The following is a 15,508-nucleotide window of genomic DNA, read 5'->3' as shown; positions in this document are numbered from 1 at the left end:
CTTCCGTTCGCGACTGTGGGACTCGCAAGCTCACTCCTCGCGCTCACCTGTCACACCCCCCCATGACGGGGTCCAGCGAGGCGCCACCGGCGATCACGTCGGCGATCAGGCCGCCCTCGGCCATCGCCGGGAGGGCCTGGAGGTTGACGAAGCTCGGCTCCCGGTAGTGCACCCGGTAGGGCCGGGTGCCGCCGTCGGAGACCGCGTGCACGCCCAGCTCGCCGCGGGGCGACTCGATGCCGACGTACACCTGGCCCGGCGGGACCCGGAAGCCCTCGGTGACGAGCTTGAAGTGGTGGATCAGCGACTCCATCGACTGACCCATGATCTTGGCGACGTGCTCCAGCGAGTTGCCCATGCCGTCCACGCCGATGGCCAGCTGCGCCGGCCAGGCGATCTTGCGGTCGGCCACCATCACCGGGCCCGGCTTCAACCGGTCCAGCGCCTGCTCGACCAGCTTGAGCGACTCCCGGATCTCGGCGAGCCGGACCTGGTAGCGACCCCAGACGTCGCCGTCCGGGTGGGTCGGGACGTCGAACTCGTACGTCTCGTACCCGCAGTACGGCATGGTCTTGCGCAGGTCCCAGGCCAGCCCGGCGGAGCGGAGCACCGGGCCGGTCACGCCGAGCGCGAGGCAGCCGGTCACGTCCAGCACCGCGACGTTCTTCGTCCGCTCGATCCAGATCGGCTGTCCGGAGAGGAGGTCCTCGTACTCCTTGAGCTTCTTCGGCATCATCTTCAGGAAGTCGCGGATCTTGGCGACCGCCTCGTCCGGCACGTCCTGCGCCACGCCGCCCGGGCGGACGTACGCGTGGTTCATCCGCAGGCCGGTGATGGTCTCGAAGATGTCGAGGATGTACTCCCGCTCGCGGAAGCCGTACAGCATGATCGAGATCGCGCCCAGCTCCATGCCGGTGGTGGCCAGCCAGACCAGGTGCGAGGAGATCCGGTTGAGCTCCATCATCAGGACCCGGATGGTGTTGGCCCGCTCGGTCACCTCGTCGGTGATGCCGAGCAGCTTCTCCACCGCCAGCGCGTACGCCGTCTCGTTGAACAGCGGGGCGAGGTAGTCCATCCGGGTCACGAAGGTCGAGCCCTGGACCCAGTTGCGGTATTCGAGGTTCTTCTCGATGCCGGTGTGCAGGTAGCCGACGACCGAGCGGGCCTCGCGGACCGTCTCGCCCTCCAGCTCCAGGATCAACCGGAGCACGCCGTGCGTGGACGGGTGCTGCGGACCCATGTTGACGACGATCCGCTCGTCGTTGATCGGGTCGGTGCCGGAGACGACCTGGTCCCAGTCCCCACCGGTGACGGTGAAGACCCTGCCCTCGGTGGTCTCGCGCTCGGTCGCGTAGTTGGACGTGGTCACTGGTAGGACCTCCTGCGGTCCGGCGGTGGAATTTCCGCGCCCTTGTACTCGACGGGCACGCCGCCGAGCGGGTAGTCCTTGCGCTGCGGGTGCCCCTCCCAGTCGTCCGGCATGAGGATCCGGGTGAGGTTGGGGTGGCCGTCGAAGACGATGCCGAACATGTCGTACGCCTCCCGCTCCTGCCAGTCGGCGGTCGGGTAGACAGCGGTGACGCTCGGCAGGTGCGGCTGCTCGGCGGAGACCGCGGCCTCCAGCCGGACCCGACGCCGGTAGGTCATCGAGGTGAGCTGGTAGACCACGTGCAGCCGCCGGTCGTCGGCGCCCAGGTAGTCCACACCGGAGACCGAGGAGCAGAGCTCGAAGCGGAGCGCCAGGTCGTCCCGCATCACCTGGCAGACCTCGGCGATCCGCTCCGGGCGGACGTGCAGGGTCAACTCGCCGCGGTCGACGACGACCTTCTCGATCGCCTCGCCGAAGCCCGGGTACGCCTCCTCCAGCGCGTCGCGGACCTCGTCGAAGTAGCCCCCGTACGGCCGGGGGGTCTCCTCGATCGGCGGGCGCGGGCGGACCAGGCCGCCGAAGCCGGAGACGTCACCGCTGCCGTGGATGCCGAACATGCCACGGCCGGCGGGGCTGGACGGCGGGTGCTCGGCCGGTGCGCCGCTGGTGGCGCCAGCCGGGGTGGTCGGCACCGGCACGCCGCCGTTCGCCTTGTTGTCAGGTGCGGTCACTTGGGGCCCCCGTGCGGCTGGAGGTGGTGCTGGGCGTTCATCCAGTTCTCGATCCGCAACTGCTCCTCGCGCCCCTCGCGGACGGCCTGCGTCCACTCGGCACGCCGGGCCTTGTCGTTGCGGTACGACGAGGGCATCGAGCCGTACGGCACGACGGGCACGTCACCGCGCTCCTGGCGGGCCTGGAGCATCTTGCGGCCGTTCGCGCCCAGCGGCTCGTACATGATCTTCTCGCGGAGCTTGAGGATCGCGTCGATGAGCATCTCGGGCCGGGGCGGGCAGCCGGGGAGGTACATGTCCACCGGCACGACGTGGTCGACGCCCTGGACGATCGCGTAGTTGTTGAACATGCCGCCGCTGCTGGCGCAGACGCCCATGGAGAGCACCCAGCGGGGCTCCGCCATCTGGTCGTAGATCTGCCGCAGCACCGGAGCCATCTTCTGGCTCACCCGGCCGGCCACGATCATCAGGTCGGCCTGGCGCGGCGAGGCCCGGAAGACCTCCATGCCCCAGCGGCCCATGTCGTAGTGCGGGCCACCGGCGGCCATCATCTCGATGGCGCAGCAGGCCAGGCCGAAGGTGGCGCCCCAGACGGACGACTTCCGCGACCAGTTGACCAGCTTCTCCACGGAGGTGAGCAGGACGCCGGCGGGGAGCTTCTCCTCGATGCCCATCTGACGTACCTCCCTCAGTCCCAGTCCAGGCCACCGCGCCGCCACACGTAGGCGTACGCGACGAAGACCGCGACGATGAACAGGACCATCTCCACGAAGCCGAAGATCGGCAGGGCGTCGAACGAGACCGCCCAGGGGTAGAGGAAGATGATCTCGATGTCGAAGACGATGAAGAGCATCGCCGTCAGGTAGAACTTGATCGGGAACCGGCCGCCGCCGACCGGCTGGGGGCTCGGCTCGATGCCGCACTCGTACGCCTCGAGCTTGGCCTTGTTGAAGCGCCGGGGACCGGCGAAGCGGGCGGCGGCCACGGAGAACAGCGAGAACCCCGCGGCGAGGGCGAACAGCCCGATGATCGGTGCGTAAGGCGAGAGCGACATCTTTTCTCCTGCTCGTCCTTCCCCTGCCCCTGGTGCTTGGCGGAAATCACACTATTCACGTCCCTCGCCGGGTCCGCCAGCGGGGGTCGGTCTCGCTCCCCGTCCAGGGCCGTCACCAGCCCGGACGGGTGGTCTAGACGGCTGGCGCCGCCTTCGTCATCGCGTTGATGACCCGGTCCATCGCGTCCCCGCCGCGCGGGTCGGTCAGGTTGGCCAGCAGCTTGAGCACGAAGCGCATCAGCGTCGGGTGCGGCATGCCGTGCCTGGTGGCGATCCGCATGATCTCCGGGCGGCCGATCAGCTTCACGAAGATCCCGCCGAGCCGGTAGTAGCCGCCGAACCGCGCCTTCAGCTCCGTCGGGTACGCCGCCAGCGCGCGCTCCCGTTCCGGGCCGGCCGGTCGGGCCAGCGCCTGGACCGCGACCTCCGCGGCCAGCTCGCCCGACTCCATCGCGTACGCGATGCCCTCGCCGTTGAACGGGTTGACCATGCCGCCGGAGTCGCCGACCAGCAACACGCCCCGCGTGTAGTGCGGGACCCGGTTGAAGCCCATCGGCAGCGCCGCGCCGAGGATCGGCCCCTCGGCGTTCGCCTCGTCGGTCATCCCCCAGTCCTCGGGGGTGTTGGCCAGCCAGTCGGTGAGCAGCCGGCGGTAGTTGGTCTTGCCGAAGGCCGAGGAGGAGTTGAGCACGCCCAGGCCGACGTTGACCCGGCCGTCACCGAGGCCGAAGATCCAGCCGTAGCCGGGCAGCAGGTTGTCGCCGCTGTCCTTGCTGCGCAGCTCCAGCCACGACTCCAGGTAGTTGTCGTCGTGCTTGGCCGGGGAGCGGTAGTAGCGCCGGACGGCCACGCCGATCGGCCGGTCCTCTCGCTTGGCCAGTCCGAGGGCGAGCGGGAAGCGGCCCGAGACGCCGTCCGCGGCGACCACCAGCGGCGCGTGGAAGGTGGCCGGCTCCTTGTCCGGGCCGACCTCGGCCTGCACGCCGGTCACCCGGTCGTCGGCGTCGAGCACCGGACCGACCACGTTCACGCCGGTGCGCAGCTTGGCGCCGGCGGCGACCGCGCGCCGGGCGAGCAGGTCGTCGAAGTCCAGCCGGGTGCGGACCAGGCCGTAGTTGGGGAAGCTGGCCAGGTCGGGCCAGTCCAGTTCGAGGCGTACCCCGCCGCCGATCACCCGCAGGCCCCTGTTGTGCAGCCAGCCGGCCTCGGGCGAGGTGTCCACGCCCATCCGGATGAGCTGCCGAACGGCGCGCGGGGTGAGCCCGTCGCCGCAGACCTTCTCCCGGGGGAACTCGGTCTTCTCCAGCAGCAGTACGCGCACGCCGTGCCGCGCCAGGTGGTACGCGGTCGCCGATCCGCCGGGACCGGCGCCCACGACGATCACGTCGGCGTCGTTCTCCACCGCGGTCATCTGCGCCTCCTCCCGCATGCTCGTGAAATGCTTCACAAGCCGATCGGGTTGGAGTCTATGACCGGAGTTACCCCCCTGCCGGATGAGGGGTACCTAACTTGCCGAAAACCCGCCGGACGGCGTCCACACCGAGGTCAGGGACGGGCCGGCGCGGCGTGGTCCAGACCGGCGTCGACCCGGATCGCCTCGGGCAGGTGGTCGCGCAGCGCCCCGCCGGCGGCGCGGTCCAGCGCGGCGAGCACCTCGGCGACAACCTGGCGGACGTCCGCGGGATCCGCGCCGGCCAACTCCTTGAGCTGCGCGATGAGTTCGGCGGCGTCGTCGTCGGTGGCCTCGCCCACCTGGTCTGGTCCCGTCATGGGGGCGAGCCTACGGGGCAAAGTGGACCAAAGGCGGACATTCACGAAACAAGGCGCGGTAACCGTATCGCGCCCGACCCCGCCGGCTCAGTCGCGGATCGCCCGGTGCAGCGCCACCACGCCGCCGGTCAGGTTGCGCCAGGCCACCCGGCCCCAACCGGCCGCGCCGACCCGTGCGGCGAGCGCCGCCTGCTCCGGCCAGGCCCGGATCGACTCGGCGAGGTAGACGTACGCGTCGGGATTGCTGGACACCGCGCGGGCCACCGCCGGCAGCGACCGCATCAGGTACGACAGGTAGACCGTACGGAAGGCGGGGTTGACCGGGGTGCTGAACTCGCACACCACCAGCCGGCCGCCCGGCTTCGTCACCCGGGCCAGCTCGCGCAGGGCGGCGTCGGTGTCGTTGACGTTGCGCAGCGCGAAGGAGATGGTCACCGCGTCGAAGCTGGCGTCGGCGAAGGGCAGCTTCAACGCGTCACCGGCCAGCAGCGGCACCCCTGGCCGGGTCCGCTTGCCGGCGTGCAGCATCCCCAGCGACAGGTCGGCGCCCACCGCGTACGCCCCGGACTGGGCCAGCTCCTCGGTCGAGACGCCGGTGCCCGCGCCCACGTCCAGCACCCGCTCCCCCGGCCGCAGGTCGAGCGCGGCCCGGGTCGCCTGCCGCCAGAACCGGTCCTGCCCGAAGGAGAGGACGGTGTTGGTCAGGTCGTAGCGGGCCGCCACGCCGTCGAACATCGCGGCGACCTCGTGCGGCTGCTTGTCCAGGCTGGCGCGCTGGCCCTGCGGGGTACGGCTCACCCCTCCACTCTGCCAGCCGGGCTCCGGCCGGCGGCCGCTGGGTCGGCCCGCCCCGGGTGGAAACAGTGGGGGCGGGATGGTCACCCATCCCGCCCCCACTGCCCTGCGTTATATGTGAACGGCCCTCCCGGGCCGATGGAGGACGTGCCCCCGGGCTGCCCACTTCCCGCCGCCCGGAATCCCGGAAGACAGCAGGTGCGTCGGCCGCACGTTAGCGGTCGCCGACGTGACCCGCCATCCCCGCACGCCGATCGTTTCCGAGCTGTGCCCGGCCACCACCAGGCGATTGTCCGGATCATCGGCCTTGTACCGGATGCCCGCCGGAACCCTCGTCCGAACGGCCGCCACGGATGCCCTTCCGACCGCCCTGGGCAGGACTTCCGGCCGGTCACCGCGCGCGGCGGGACCGGTCACGCGGCGTGGGGTGGGACGGTCACCCGCCTCAAGCCAGCAACGCGGCGGCGCCGAGCCGCGCCAGCGGTCGGTTACGGAAGATCATGAGTGACTGCCCCCGTGGGAAGAGCGGAAGGGTACGCCGCCGCACGTTAGCGGCCGTCGATGCCCTCTGCCACCCCGCGCCGACCCACGCCGCGCGGCATCCTCCCAGCGACAGGTGTGGATTGCCGGGGTTGAACACCTTTGCCACGACCGCCGCGAGGCGACCTTCCACCGAACGGTCACCACGACCGCCGACCGGGCGGCGACCTGCTCGCCGAATCAGCGGGCGTCGACCAGCGGCAGTGACTTCCCGGCACCGCCACCCGGCATGGCGATCGACGAGAAGTGCGAGACCACCCGCTCGTCGGTCGGGTCGTCCGCCGCGGTGTGGTGCACCGCGAGGCGGTGGTAGAGGGTGTCCCGCTGCGCGGGGATCCGGCCCGCCGAGCGGATCATGCCGATCAGCTCGTGCAGGTTGGAGCGGTGCCGCGCGCCGGCCGAGGAGATGACGTTCTCCTCCAGCATGATCGAGCCCAGGTCGTCCACGCCCATGTGCAGCGCGAGCTGGCCGACATCCTTGCCGGTGGTCAGCCAGGACGCCTGCAGGTGCGGCACGGTCTCGAAGAAGAGCCGGGAGACCGCGACCAGCCGCAGGTACTCCAGGGTGGTCGCCTGGGTACGGCCCTTGAGGTGGTTGTTCTCCGGCTGGTACGTCCACGGGATGAACGCCCGGAAGCCCTGGGTGCGGTCCTGCACGTCGCGGATCATCCGCAGGTGCTCGATCCGCTCGGCGTTGGTCTCGCCGGTGCCCATCATCATCGTCGCGGTCGACTCGACGCCCTGCCGATGGGCCAGCTCCATGACCTCCAGCCAGCGCTCGCCGGACTCCTTGAGCGGCGCGATCGCCTTGCGCGGCCGCTCGGGCAGCATCTCCGCGCCGGCGCCGGCGATCGAGTCCAGCCCGGCCGCCTTGATCCGGGCGATGGCCTCGTCCAGGCTCACGCCGGAGACCTTCGCCATGTGCAGGATCTCGCTCGGCCCGATCGAGTGGATGGCGAGCTGCGGGTACGCCTGCTTGACCGAGGAGAAGAGCTCCTCGTAGTACTCGACGCCGTAGTCCGGGTGGTGGCCACCCTGGAGCATCACCTGGGTGGCGCCCAACTCGACCGCCTCGCCGCACCGGCGCAGGATCTCCTCGGTCGGGTGGGTCCAGCCCTCCTTGTGCTTGGGGGCCCGGTAGAACGCGCAGAACTTGCACGCCGTCACGCAGACGTTGGTGTAGTTGATGTTGCGGTCGATCAGGTACGTGACGATGTTGTCCGGGTAGCGCCGTCGGCGTACCGCGTCCGCCGCCTCGCCGAGCGCGTGGAAGGGCGCCTCGGTGTAGAGCAGCAGGGCCTCCTCGGGCGAGATCCGCCCGCCGTCCGCGCCGCGCTGCAGGATGTCGTCGATCTCCCGGCTCACCGTCACGCCCCCGAGCCTACGTCGCCCCTCTCGACCCCGGCACGCCACTCCGCCTCCGGTGACGCGCGCCCCACGACCGCGTTCAGGCCATGCCCGGGCTCGCGACAGGAAGGCCGGCACTCTTCGCCGCGGTCAAGAGGCGACGGTCGTAGGTGACGAACGCAGCGAAGTCCGCGCCGGCCTGGGCAGCCAGTATCTGCGCCGTGGCGAGGTGGATGGCATCCAGGCTGCGCAACAACGGATCGGGATAGGCACCCGCGGCCGCCCGGACGGCGCCGTCGATCTCGACGCGGTACAGCCGGGCCAGCACCGTGGGGACGCCGACCAGCGCCTGCGGCGCGGCGCGACGAAGGGCTCGCGGCACCTCCACCTCGACGAGCGCCGACGAGACCAGCGACACGCCCGACCGGTCGTTGAGCCAGGTGACCAGCTCGTCGGTCTCCTGCTCCCGGCGGAGAAGCTTGATGACCGCCGCCGAGTCCAGGTAGATCACCAGCGCTCTTCCTCCCGCGAAGCGGCAAGGGCAGCCGCGACGTCGACCGTGGGGTCACCGAGGATCGGCGGCAGCGGCAGCGGCCCCGTCGAGGTCGGCGCGGTCGCGCGGCCCTCGGTGACCAGCCGGCCGAGGAGCGCATCCCCGGCCACGACCGGAACGAGGCGGGCGATCGGCTTCCCCCGGTCGGTCACCTCGACCGTCTCGCCGGCACGCACCCGGGCCAGGACCCTGCTGGTGTGCTGGTTCAGCTCTCGAACCGCGATCTGCTCCATCGGGCAAGTGTAGAACGAAGCGTTCTACACGTCACGCGTCGTAGTCGACGGTGAGCTGGTCGGTGGTCGGGCTGGACTGGCAGGTGAGGACGTACCCGGCGGCGATCTCGTCGGGCTCCAGGGCGTAGTTGCGGGCCATCGTGACCGCCCCGTCGACGACCTTCGCCTTGCAGGTCGAGCAGACGCCGCCCTTGCAGGCGTACGGCAGCTCGCCGCGGACCTTGAGCGCCGCGTCCAGCACCCGCTCGTCGCGCCCCATCGTGAAGCGGGACGACCGGCCGTCCAGCAGGATCGTCACCTCCGCCCCCGCGCCGGGCTCGTCACCGGGACGGCGCACCGGCTCCGGCGGGGCGTCGACGTGGAACAGCTCGGTGTGCACCGCCGACTCCGGCAGGCCACGGCCGGTCAGCAGCTCGCGGGCGGCCACCACCAGGCCGTACGGGCCGCAGAGGAACCACTCCTCGATGGTGTCGCCCGGCACGATGCTCTCCAGCAGCCGGCCCAGCCGCTCGGCGTCGATCCGCCCCGACAACAGCGGCGACTCGCCCAGCTCGCGGGAGAGCACGTGCACCAGGTGCAGCCGGGTCGGGTAGCGGTCCTTCAGGTCGGCCAGCTCCTCGGCGAACATCACCGTGTTGGCCGTGCGGTTGCCGTACACCAGGGTGAAGGTGCTGGCCGGCTCGACGGCCAGCGCGGTCGCGACCAGCGAGAGCACCGGGGTGATGCCGGAACCGGCGACCACCGCGCCGTAGTGCCGGACCCGGTCTGGCGCGAACGCCGTGGTGAAGTGCCCCAGCGGGGGCAGCACCTCGACGGTGTCGCCGCGGCGCAGCGCGCCGCAGGCGAACGCGGAGAACGCGCCGTCGGGGATCTCCCGCACGCCGATCCGCAACCGGCCGTGCCGGGCCAGATCGTCGGGGGTGGAGCAGATCGAGTACGACCGCCGCACGTCCGCGCCGTCCGCACCCACCCGGCGCACGGTGAGATGCTGGCCGGCGGAGAACACGAAGGTCTCCCGCAGCTCCTCGGGCACGACGAAGGTGATCGCCACGGAATCGTCGGTGAGCCGGTCGACGGCGGCGACGTCCAGCGGGTGGAAGGACGGTCGGCGACGGACCGGTCGGGTGATGGTGACAGTCACAGCGCCTTCAGGTGGTCGAAGGGTTCGGAGCAGGAGCGGCAGCGCCAGAGGGCCTTGCACGCGGTGGAGCCGAACCGGCTGACCTGCTCGGTCTCCGGGGAGCCGCAGCGCGGGCAGCGGACGGCGAGGGTCAGCGGCACCACGGTCGCGGTCCGGGCCGGGACGGGCGGGGCGATGCCGGCGGCGGCCAGCTTGGCCCGCCCGCGCTCGGAGATCCAGTCGGTGCTCCAGGCCGGGCTGTAGACCGTGCGGACCTCGGAATCGGCGTGGCCGGCGGCGGCGAGGGCCCGGCGGATGTCCGCCCGGATCACGTCCATCGCCGGGCAGCCGGTGTAGGTGGGGGTGATGGTGACGACGACCCGACCGGTGGCCGGATCCTCGTCGACCGCCCGCAGGATGCCGAGCTCGTCGATGGTGATGACCCGGATCTCCGGATCCACCACCGCCGCCACGGCCTCCCTTGGACTCACCAGGTCGCCCCGGGGTGGGCCCGGTGCAGCACCTGCATCTCGGCGAGCAGGTACGACAGGTCCTCGGTGTGCACGCCGTCGCGCCCGCCGGCCGGCGCCCAGCCGGTCTGCGGCCGGGTCAGCGTCGCCTCGTCGAGCACGGCGGAGACGCACGTGTCGAAGTCGGCCCGCAGGGTGGCCGGGTCGACCGGCGCCGCCCGGTCCGCCGCGAACAGCTCGTGGTGGTACGGCCAGACCTGCTCCAGCGCGGCCTGGGCCCGCCGGTGCGACTCCTCGGTGCCGTCGCCGAGCCGCTTCACCCAGAGCGAGCTGTGGTCCAGGTGGTACGCGGACTCCTTGCGCGCCTTGGCGCCGATCGCGGCCAGCCGCTCGTCGGCGCAACCGGCCAGCGCGGTGTAGAGCGGCAGCTGGTACGCCGAGAGCAGCAGCAGCTTCACCATGGTCACCGCGAAGTCGCCGTTGGGCAGCTCCACCAGGAGGCAGTTGCGGAACTCGCGGTCGTCGCGCAGGTACGCCAGCGCGTCCTCGTCCCGGCCGGCGCCCTCCAGCTCGCCCGCGTACGACAGCAGCAGACGGGCCGCACCGAGCTGGTCGAGGGCGATGTTGGCCAGCGCGACGTCCTCCTCCATCTCCGGCGCGCGGGTGGCCCACTCGCCGAGCCGCTGCGCGGCGACCAGCGCGTCGTCGGCGAGCGCGAGGACGAAGTCGAAGGGGCCGTTCACAGGTGTGCCACCCCGTCCGGCACCTCGTAGAAGGTGGGGTGGCGGTAGACCTTGTCGGCGGCCGGGTCGAAGAAGGCGTCCTTCTCGTCGGGGCTGGACGCGGTGATGGCGCTCGCCGGCACCACCCAGATCGACACCCCCTCCTGGCGGCGGGTGTAGAGATCCCGGGCGTTGTGCAGGGCCAGCTCGGCGTCGGGGGCGTGCAGGCTGCCGACGTGGGTGTGCGACAGCCCGCGCCGGGCCCGGACGAAGACCTCCCACAGAGGCGAAGGCTCCTTGACGCTGAGCTGCTCGGTTCGCTCGCTGCGCTCGCTCACGCGGCCACCTTCTCCTTCTCCTGCGCCCGCTTGGCGGCGTACGCCGCGGCGGCCTCGCGTACCCAGGCGCCCTCGTCGTGGGCGCGGCGGCGGTGTTCCATCCGCTGCCGGTTGCACGGGCCCTCGCCCTTGATCACCCGCATCAGCTCGTCGTAGTCCGGCTGGGTGTAGTCGTACGACTGCCGCTCGTCGTTCCAGCGCAGGTCCGGGTCGGGCAGGGTGAGGCCGAGGATCTCGGCCTGCTGCACGCACATGTCCACGAAACGCTGGCGCAGGTCGTCGTTGGAGAAGCGCTTGATCTTCCAGGCCATCGACTGCGCGGAGTGGGTCGAGTCTCCGTCCGGCGGGCCGAACATCGCCAGTGACGGGTACCACCAGCGGTCGACGGCGTCCTGGGCCATCGCCTTCTGCGCCGGGGTGCCGTGCGCCAGCATGTGCAGGATCTCGTAGCCCTGCCGCTGGTGGAACGACTCCTCCTTGCAGACCCGGATCATCGCCCGGGCGTAGGGCCCGTACGAACAGCGGCAGAGCGGGACCTGGTTGACGATCGCGGCGCCGTCCACCAGCCAGCCGATGGCGCCGACGTCGGCCCAGGTCAGCGTGGGGTAGTTGAAGATCGAGCTGTACTTCTGCCGCCCGTCGAGGAGGAGCTGGACCAGCTCGTCCCGGCTCACGCCCAGGGTCTCCGCGGCGGCGTACAGGTAGAGGCCGTGGCCGGCCTCGTCCTGCACCTTGGCCAGCAGGATCGCCTTGCGCTTGAGCGACGGGGCCCGGCTGATCCAGTTCCCCTCGGGCTGCATGCCGATGATCTCGGAGTGCGCGTGCTGGGCGATCTGCCGGATCAGCGTCTTGCGGTACGCCTCGGGCATCCAGTCGCGTGGCTCGATCTTCTGGTCCGCGTCGACGACCTCGGCGAAGTAGGCCGCCAGGTCCGCACCGGGCTCCGGGGCGCCGCGCCGACCGCGCGCCGCCGCCTCGCGCAGCGCCGCCTCGGCCGCCTCGACCTGACCGAGCAGGTCACCACCGGGAGCGTCCCCCTCGGCGGCGAAGTCGTTGCCATACATGGCCCAAGTGTTACAGCTCGCCCCCGCCGGCACCAGTGGGTGTAACAGGATTCCGAGAGGGTTCCGCGTCACGGGACAGCCGCTCCCGGTCGACACCTGGACCTGGCTGCGGTTATGACTTGCGTCACTCGGCAAAGATGAATCCTCCCAAGCGCGGCATACCGGCTGTTTATCCCGGCTTAACGGCAAGTTGCCGGGCGTCGGGTTCTGGCGAGTCGCCGGTCCGGACGTAGACTTCCCCCCGGTCACACCGATCGGCTGCTGACGATCGCCACCAAGACGACGGCCATCCCCCGGCCTCGGCGATCGAGCCGACCCATGCGGAAACAGCCGGCCCCCCGGCCCTGACATCTGGAGCTCACCCACTCATGCGATCTCGCGTGATCATGGTGCTCGCCGTCCTGGCGGTCCTGCTCGGCGCCGGCCTGCTGGTGCCCACCGCGTACGCGAAGTTCGCCGGCGACGGCGGCGGGCTCGGCGGCATCGGTGGCGGCGCGGTGGAGCAGGTCCCCGCCCCCGCGCCCACCCCGCCCCCGCCGCCGACGCTGGCCGCCGGGCCGGTCTCGGTGAACTTCAAGGGCGAGTTCTTCGGCTGGGCCCTGATGGACCGGCAGACCGGCGACATCTCCGGCTCGAAGAACATGGCCTCGACCAGCTCGACCGAGTCGATGCTCAAGGCCTGGATCGTCTCCGACTACCTGCGCCAGCTCGGCGACAAGGAGCCGTCGGCGGCCCTCAAGAAAGCCGCGAGCCTGGCGATCCGGGACAGCAACGACACCGCCGCGAACCAGGTCTACGCCGCGGCGGGGGGCTCCTACAAGGTGCCGGCGGGCGGTCAGCCGGGCCCCGTGATCAAGCGGGCGATCAGCATCTGCGGCCTCACCGACACCAAGCGCGGCAATGTGCCCACGTACGAGGGCTGGTGGAGCTTCACCCGGATGTCCCCCCGGGACGCCGTCCGGCTCGGCGACTGCATCGCCGACGGCAAGGCGGCCGGCCCGAAGTGGACCAAGTGGGTGCTGGACGAGATGAGCAAGGTCCGCGGCAGCGTGAAGGACCAGCAGGCCAGGTCCGGCGGCGGCAAGTGGGGCATCGTCGACGGCCTGCCCGCCGAGATCAAGGCGCAGGGCCCGGTCAGCATCAAGAACGGCTGGACCCCCCTCAACTACGACGGCAACTGGCACGTCAGCTGCCTCGCCGTCACCGAAAAGTGGAGCCTCGCGGTGATGCTGCGCTACCCGCAGAGCAGCAAGCTGGAGTACGGCGCGAAGGTCTGCGCCAGCGTCGCCACCCAGTTGGTCACGCCGCAGCCCGGCGCGGCGCTGAAGGTGCCGCAGCAGCCGGTCGGGAAGCTCTGATGGCCGGCAACCGCCGCGGAGACCGGCGGGACGCGGGGCCATTGAAGCTCGCCGCCTTCGCCGCCATCCTGATCGGCCTGGTGCTGGTGTCGCTGCGGCTGCTGCCCGGCTCGCCGCTGGCGTCGGCCGCCGCGTTGCACTGGGGCGAGCCGACCACGCCGGACCGCTCCACCGGCGAGCCCACCGACCGCAGCAGCCGCCCGAAGCCGTCCCCGTCCCCGTCCCCGACGCCGTCGCTGGAGCCGCTGCCGTTCCAGGACAAGCAGATCGACCTGGACATCAAGGGCTGGTACGCCTGGAGCGTCCTGGACACCCGGACCGGGAAGATCATCGGCTCGGAGAACATGGACGAGACCAGCACCACCGCCTCGCTGATCAAGTCCTGGATCGTCGCCGACTACCTGCGCAAGGCCGCCGAGTCCGGGCAGACGCCGAGCAACACCAAGCTCGCCGACGCCACCCGGATCATCCGGGACAGCGACAACACCCGAGCCGAGCAGTTCTACAACAGCGTCGGCCGGTCCGCGTCGATCAAGCGGCTGATCTCCATCTGCGACACCACCGACAGCAGCCCGGCCGCCGACGGCGGCTGGAGCCGGACCAACCTCTCCCCCCGGGACACCGCCCGGCTCGGCGCGTGCATCGCCGACGGTCGCGCGGCGGGCCCGAAGTGGACCAAGTGGCTGCTCAACGAGATGCGGCTGGTGCGCGGCGCGGGCGACTTCGGCATCCGCAAGGCGTTCCCGGCCGCCGAGCAGAAGACCATCGCCATCAAGAACGGCTGGATCGACCGGACCAGGGAGCAGGAGATGCACATCAACTGCCTGGCCATCGGCGACAACTGGACGATGGGCGTGATGGTCCGCTACCCGATCGGCATGGGCTACGAGTACGGCATGAAGAACTGCCAGAAGATCACCGAGGCGGTGCTCCGCCCGGCCAACTGAGCCGAGCGGCGTCCGCCGGTCAGCCGGCGAAGAACTCGGGACCGCCGTCCGGCAGCGCCGGGGCCTCGCCGATCGCCGCGGCCCGCCGGGCGAACTCCCGCAGCCCGGCCACCTGCCGCCCCCCGAGGGAGAAGTCGAGGGTACGGAAGTACGTGGCGAGCGTCGCCGCGTCGAACGGCTCCCAGCGGGCGGCCGCCTCGGCCACCTGGTCCAGCTCGGCCAGGCAGAGGTCACGGGAGCGCAGGAACGCCTCGTGCACCTCCTTGACCATGCCGGGGTGGGCGGCGGCGAAGTCGCGGCGTACCGCCCAGACGGCGAAGACCATCGGCAGCCCGGTCCACTCCCGCCAGGCCTGGCCGAGGTCGGTGACCTCCAGCCCACGGCGCGGCGCCTCGTAGAGCGCGCGCAACGCCACGTCGCCGATGAGCACGCCCGCGTCGGCCTCCAGCAGCATCTGGGTCAGGTCCGGCGGGCAGCGGAAGTACTCGGGCCGGACGCCGTACCGCTCGCCGAGCAGGAGCTGCGCGAGGAGCACGCCGGTACGCGAGGTGGAGCCGAGGGCGACCCGGCCGCCGTCCAGCTCGCTCAGCGGCTTCGTGGAGACCACGTTGACCGAGAGCACCGGCCCGTCGCTGCCCACCGCCAGGTCGGGCAGGAGCAGCAGCTCGTCGGCGTGCCGCAGGTACTCCACGTGCGAGATGGGCCCGATGTCCAGGTCACCGGCGACCAGCGCGGCGCTCAGCCGGTCCGGCGAGTCCTTGTGCAGGTCGACGTCGAGCAGCGCGCCGGAGCGCATCAGCCCCCAGTAGATGGGCAGACAGTTGAGGAACTGGATGTGTCCGACCCGGGGGCGGGCCACGCGTTCAGCCATGACCCGACCGTATCCCCGTGCCCCGCGGCCTGTTCAGCGGCCCGGCCCCGGAGTGGCCAACTCCGCATCCACCACCGGTCCGCCGCCTCCGCCGCATCCGCCGTCCCCCGGCCGGCCACCGGCCCCGGCGTCCCCGGCGAGCCGGGACCCGGGTCCGTCGAGGGTCGCGGCCACCCCCGCAGGCTCGGCCGGCGCCGCGGACCCGGATGCCGCCGCAGGCTCGCCC

General features: G+C 71.5%; 18 protein-coding genes and 1 pseudogene. 2 read left to right on the top strand and 17 right to left on the bottom strand.

What is annotated here, in order from left to right; all coding sequences use genetic code 11:
* Positions 1-43: 43 nt before the first annotated feature.
* The 15 genes from AB0I41_RS23845 to paaA form a co-directional block, all read right to left on the bottom strand.
* Entirely contained in the window at positions 44-1,369 is a 1,326-nt protein-coding gene (locus AB0I41_RS23845; protein WP_357111463.1) for an NADH-quinone oxidoreductase subunit D, read from the bottom strand.
* Complete coding sequence (locus tag AB0I41_RS23840) at positions 1,366-2,100, bottom strand: NADH-quinone oxidoreductase subunit C (protein ID WP_357111460.1); 735 nt, start codon at positions 2,098-2,100, stop codon at positions 1,366-1,368. The genes AB0I41_RS23845 and AB0I41_RS23840 overlap by 4 nt, the downstream gene beginning before the upstream one ends.
* A complete protein-coding gene (locus AB0I41_RS23835; RefSeq protein WP_357111457.1) occupies positions 2,097-2,774 on the bottom strand; it encodes an NADH-quinone oxidoreductase subunit B family protein in 678 nt (225 codons plus the stop codon). Before AB0I41_RS23835 ends, AB0I41_RS23840 begins: the two co-directional genes overlap by 4 nt.
* Before the next feature lie 14 nt (positions 2,775-2,788).
* Entirely contained in the window at positions 2,789-3,154 is a 366-nt protein-coding gene (locus AB0I41_RS23830; protein ID WP_088977004.1) for an NADH-quinone oxidoreductase subunit A, read from the bottom strand.
* A 133-nt stretch (positions 3,155-3,287) separates the two neighbouring features.
* The gene (locus AB0I41_RS23825; protein ID WP_357111454.1) at positions 3,288-4,565 is read right to left on the bottom strand and encodes a geranylgeranyl reductase family protein; all 1,278 of its coding nucleotides are present in this window, start codon (positions 4,563-4,565) and stop codon (positions 3,288-3,290) included.
* A gap of 134 nt (positions 4,566-4,699) precedes the next feature.
* Positions 4,700-4,924, bottom strand: coding sequence for a hypothetical protein (locus AB0I41_RS23820; protein ID WP_357111451.1), 225 nt, complete (start codon positions 4,922-4,924; stop codon positions 4,700-4,702).
* An 87-nt stretch (positions 4,925-5,011) separates the two neighbouring features.
* Complete coding sequence (locus AB0I41_RS23815) at positions 5,012-5,722, bottom strand: demethylmenaquinone methyltransferase (protein WP_357111448.1); 711 nt, start codon at positions 5,720-5,722, stop codon at positions 5,012-5,014.
* Positions 5,723-6,439: 717 nt separating this feature from the next.
* Positions 6,440-7,630 (bottom strand): cyclic dehypoxanthinyl futalosine synthase, encoded by a 1,191-nt coding sequence (gene mqnC / locus AB0I41_RS23810; RefSeq protein ID WP_357111445.1) that lies wholly within the window; start codon positions 7,628-7,630, stop codon positions 6,440-6,442.
* A 76-nt stretch (positions 7,631-7,706) separates the two neighbouring features.
* Positions 7,707-8,117: a type II toxin-antitoxin system VapC family toxin gene (locus AB0I41_RS23805; RefSeq protein WP_357111442.1), complete on the bottom strand. Its 411-nt coding sequence runs from the start codon at positions 8,115-8,117 to the stop codon at positions 7,707-7,709.
* Complete coding sequence (locus tag AB0I41_RS23800) at positions 8,114-8,392, bottom strand: type II toxin-antitoxin system prevent-host-death family antitoxin (RefSeq protein WP_357111439.1); 279 nt, start codon at positions 8,390-8,392, stop codon at positions 8,114-8,116. Before AB0I41_RS23800 ends, AB0I41_RS23805 begins: the two co-directional genes overlap by 4 nt.
* A gap of 31 nt (positions 8,393-8,423) precedes the next feature.
* Entirely contained in the window at positions 8,424-9,533 is a 1,110-nt protein-coding gene (gene paaE / locus AB0I41_RS23795; protein WP_357111436.1) for a 1,2-phenylacetyl-CoA epoxidase subunit PaaE, read from the bottom strand.
* Complete coding sequence (gene paaD, locus AB0I41_RS23790; RefSeq protein WP_357111563.1) at positions 9,530-10,006, bottom strand: 1,2-phenylacetyl-CoA epoxidase subunit PaaD; 477 nt, start codon at positions 10,004-10,006, stop codon at positions 9,530-9,532. The genes paaE and paaD overlap by 4 nt, the downstream gene beginning before the upstream one ends.
* Entirely contained in the window at positions 10,000-10,725 is a 726-nt protein-coding gene (gene paaC / locus AB0I41_RS23785) for a 1,2-phenylacetyl-CoA epoxidase subunit PaaC (RefSeq protein ID WP_357111433.1), read from the bottom strand. The genes paaD and paaC overlap by 7 nt, the downstream gene beginning before the upstream one ends.
* Positions 10,722-11,042, bottom strand: coding sequence for a 1,2-phenylacetyl-CoA epoxidase subunit PaaB (paaB, locus tag AB0I41_RS23780; RefSeq protein WP_357111430.1), 321 nt, complete (start codon positions 11,040-11,042; stop codon positions 10,722-10,724). The genes paaC and paaB overlap by 4 nt, the downstream gene beginning before the upstream one ends.
* Positions 11,039-12,106 carry a 1,2-phenylacetyl-CoA epoxidase subunit PaaA gene (gene paaA / locus AB0I41_RS23775; protein ID WP_357111428.1) on the bottom strand — a complete coding sequence of 356 codons (1,068 nt, stop codon included), beginning with the start codon at positions 12,104-12,106 and terminating at the stop codon, positions 11,039-11,041. The genes paaB and paaA overlap by 4 nt, the downstream gene beginning before the upstream one ends.
* A 368-nt stretch (positions 12,107-12,474) precedes the next feature.
* Here paaA and AB0I41_RS23770 point away from each other — a divergent pair, with 368 nt between their 5' ends.
* Both AB0I41_RS23770 and AB0I41_RS23765 read left to right on the top strand, forming a co-directional pair.
* Positions 12,475-13,464, top strand: coding sequence for a hypothetical protein (locus tag AB0I41_RS23770; RefSeq protein WP_357111426.1), 990 nt, complete (start codon positions 12,475-12,477; stop codon positions 13,462-13,464).
* On the top strand, positions 13,464-14,411 hold the full coding sequence (locus tag AB0I41_RS23765; RefSeq protein WP_357111423.1) for a hypothetical protein: 948 nt from the start codon (positions 13,464-13,466) through the stop codon (positions 14,409-14,411). Before AB0I41_RS23770 ends, AB0I41_RS23765 begins: the two co-directional genes overlap by 1 nt.
* Positions 14,412-14,430: 19 nt before the next feature.
* On the opposite strand, the gene AB0I41_RS23760 is transcribed toward AB0I41_RS23765, so the two are convergent.
* A complete protein-coding gene (locus tag AB0I41_RS23760) occupies positions 14,431-15,282 on the bottom strand; it encodes a menaquinone biosynthesis protein (protein ID WP_357111421.1) in 852 nt (283 codons plus the stop codon).
* Between the two features lie 33 nt (positions 15,283-15,315).
* A pseudogene (locus tag AB0I41_RS23755) lies at positions 15,316-15,508 on the bottom strand (hypothetical protein); the annotation flags it as partial.

Origin of the sequence: Micromonospora sp. NPDC050200 (genome assembly GCF_040656135.1) — a bacterium.
Taxonomy (GTDB): Bacteria; Actinomycetota; Actinomycetes; order Mycobacteriales; family Micromonosporaceae; genus Micromonospora.
Note: the sequence above shows the minus strand (reverse complement) of the source record. Positions and strands in the feature narration are given on the sequence as shown.

Bases quoted from the DNA above. Each gene is read 5' to 3' on its own strand.
- AB0I41_RS23835 (WP_357111457.1), bottom strand. From the start codon at position 2,774: ATGGGCATCGAGGAGAAGCTCCCCGCCGGCGTCCTGCTCACCTCCGTG.
- AB0I41_RS23830 (WP_088977004.1), bottom strand. From the start codon at position 3,154: ATGTCGCTCTCGCCTTACGCACCGATCATCGGGCTGTTCGCCCTCGCC.
- AB0I41_RS23825 (WP_357111454.1), bottom strand. From the start codon at position 4,565: ATGACCGCGGTGGAGAACGACGCCGACGTGATCGTCGTGGGCGCCGGT.
- AB0I41_RS23820 (WP_357111451.1), bottom strand. From the start codon at position 4,924: ATGACGGGACCAGACCAGGTGGGCGAGGCCACCGACGACGACGCCGCC.
- AB0I41_RS23800 (WP_357111439.1), bottom strand. From the start codon at position 8,392: ATGGAGCAGATCGCGGTTCGAGAGCTGAACCAGCACACCAGCAGGGTC.
- paaA (WP_357111428.1), bottom strand. From the start codon at position 12,106: ATGTATGGCAACGACTTCGCCGCCGAGGGGGACGCTCCCGGTGGTGAC.
- AB0I41_RS23770 (WP_357111426.1), top strand. From the start codon at position 12,475: ATGCGATCTCGCGTGATCATGGTGCTCGCCGTCCTGGCGGTCCTGCTC.
- AB0I41_RS23765 (WP_357111423.1), top strand. From the start codon at position 13,464: ATGGCCGGCAACCGCCGCGGAGACCGGCGGGACGCGGGGCCATTGAAG.
- AB0I41_RS23760 (WP_357111421.1), bottom strand. From the start codon at position 15,282: ATGGCTGAACGCGTGGCCCGCCCCCGGGTCGGACACATCCAGTTCCTC.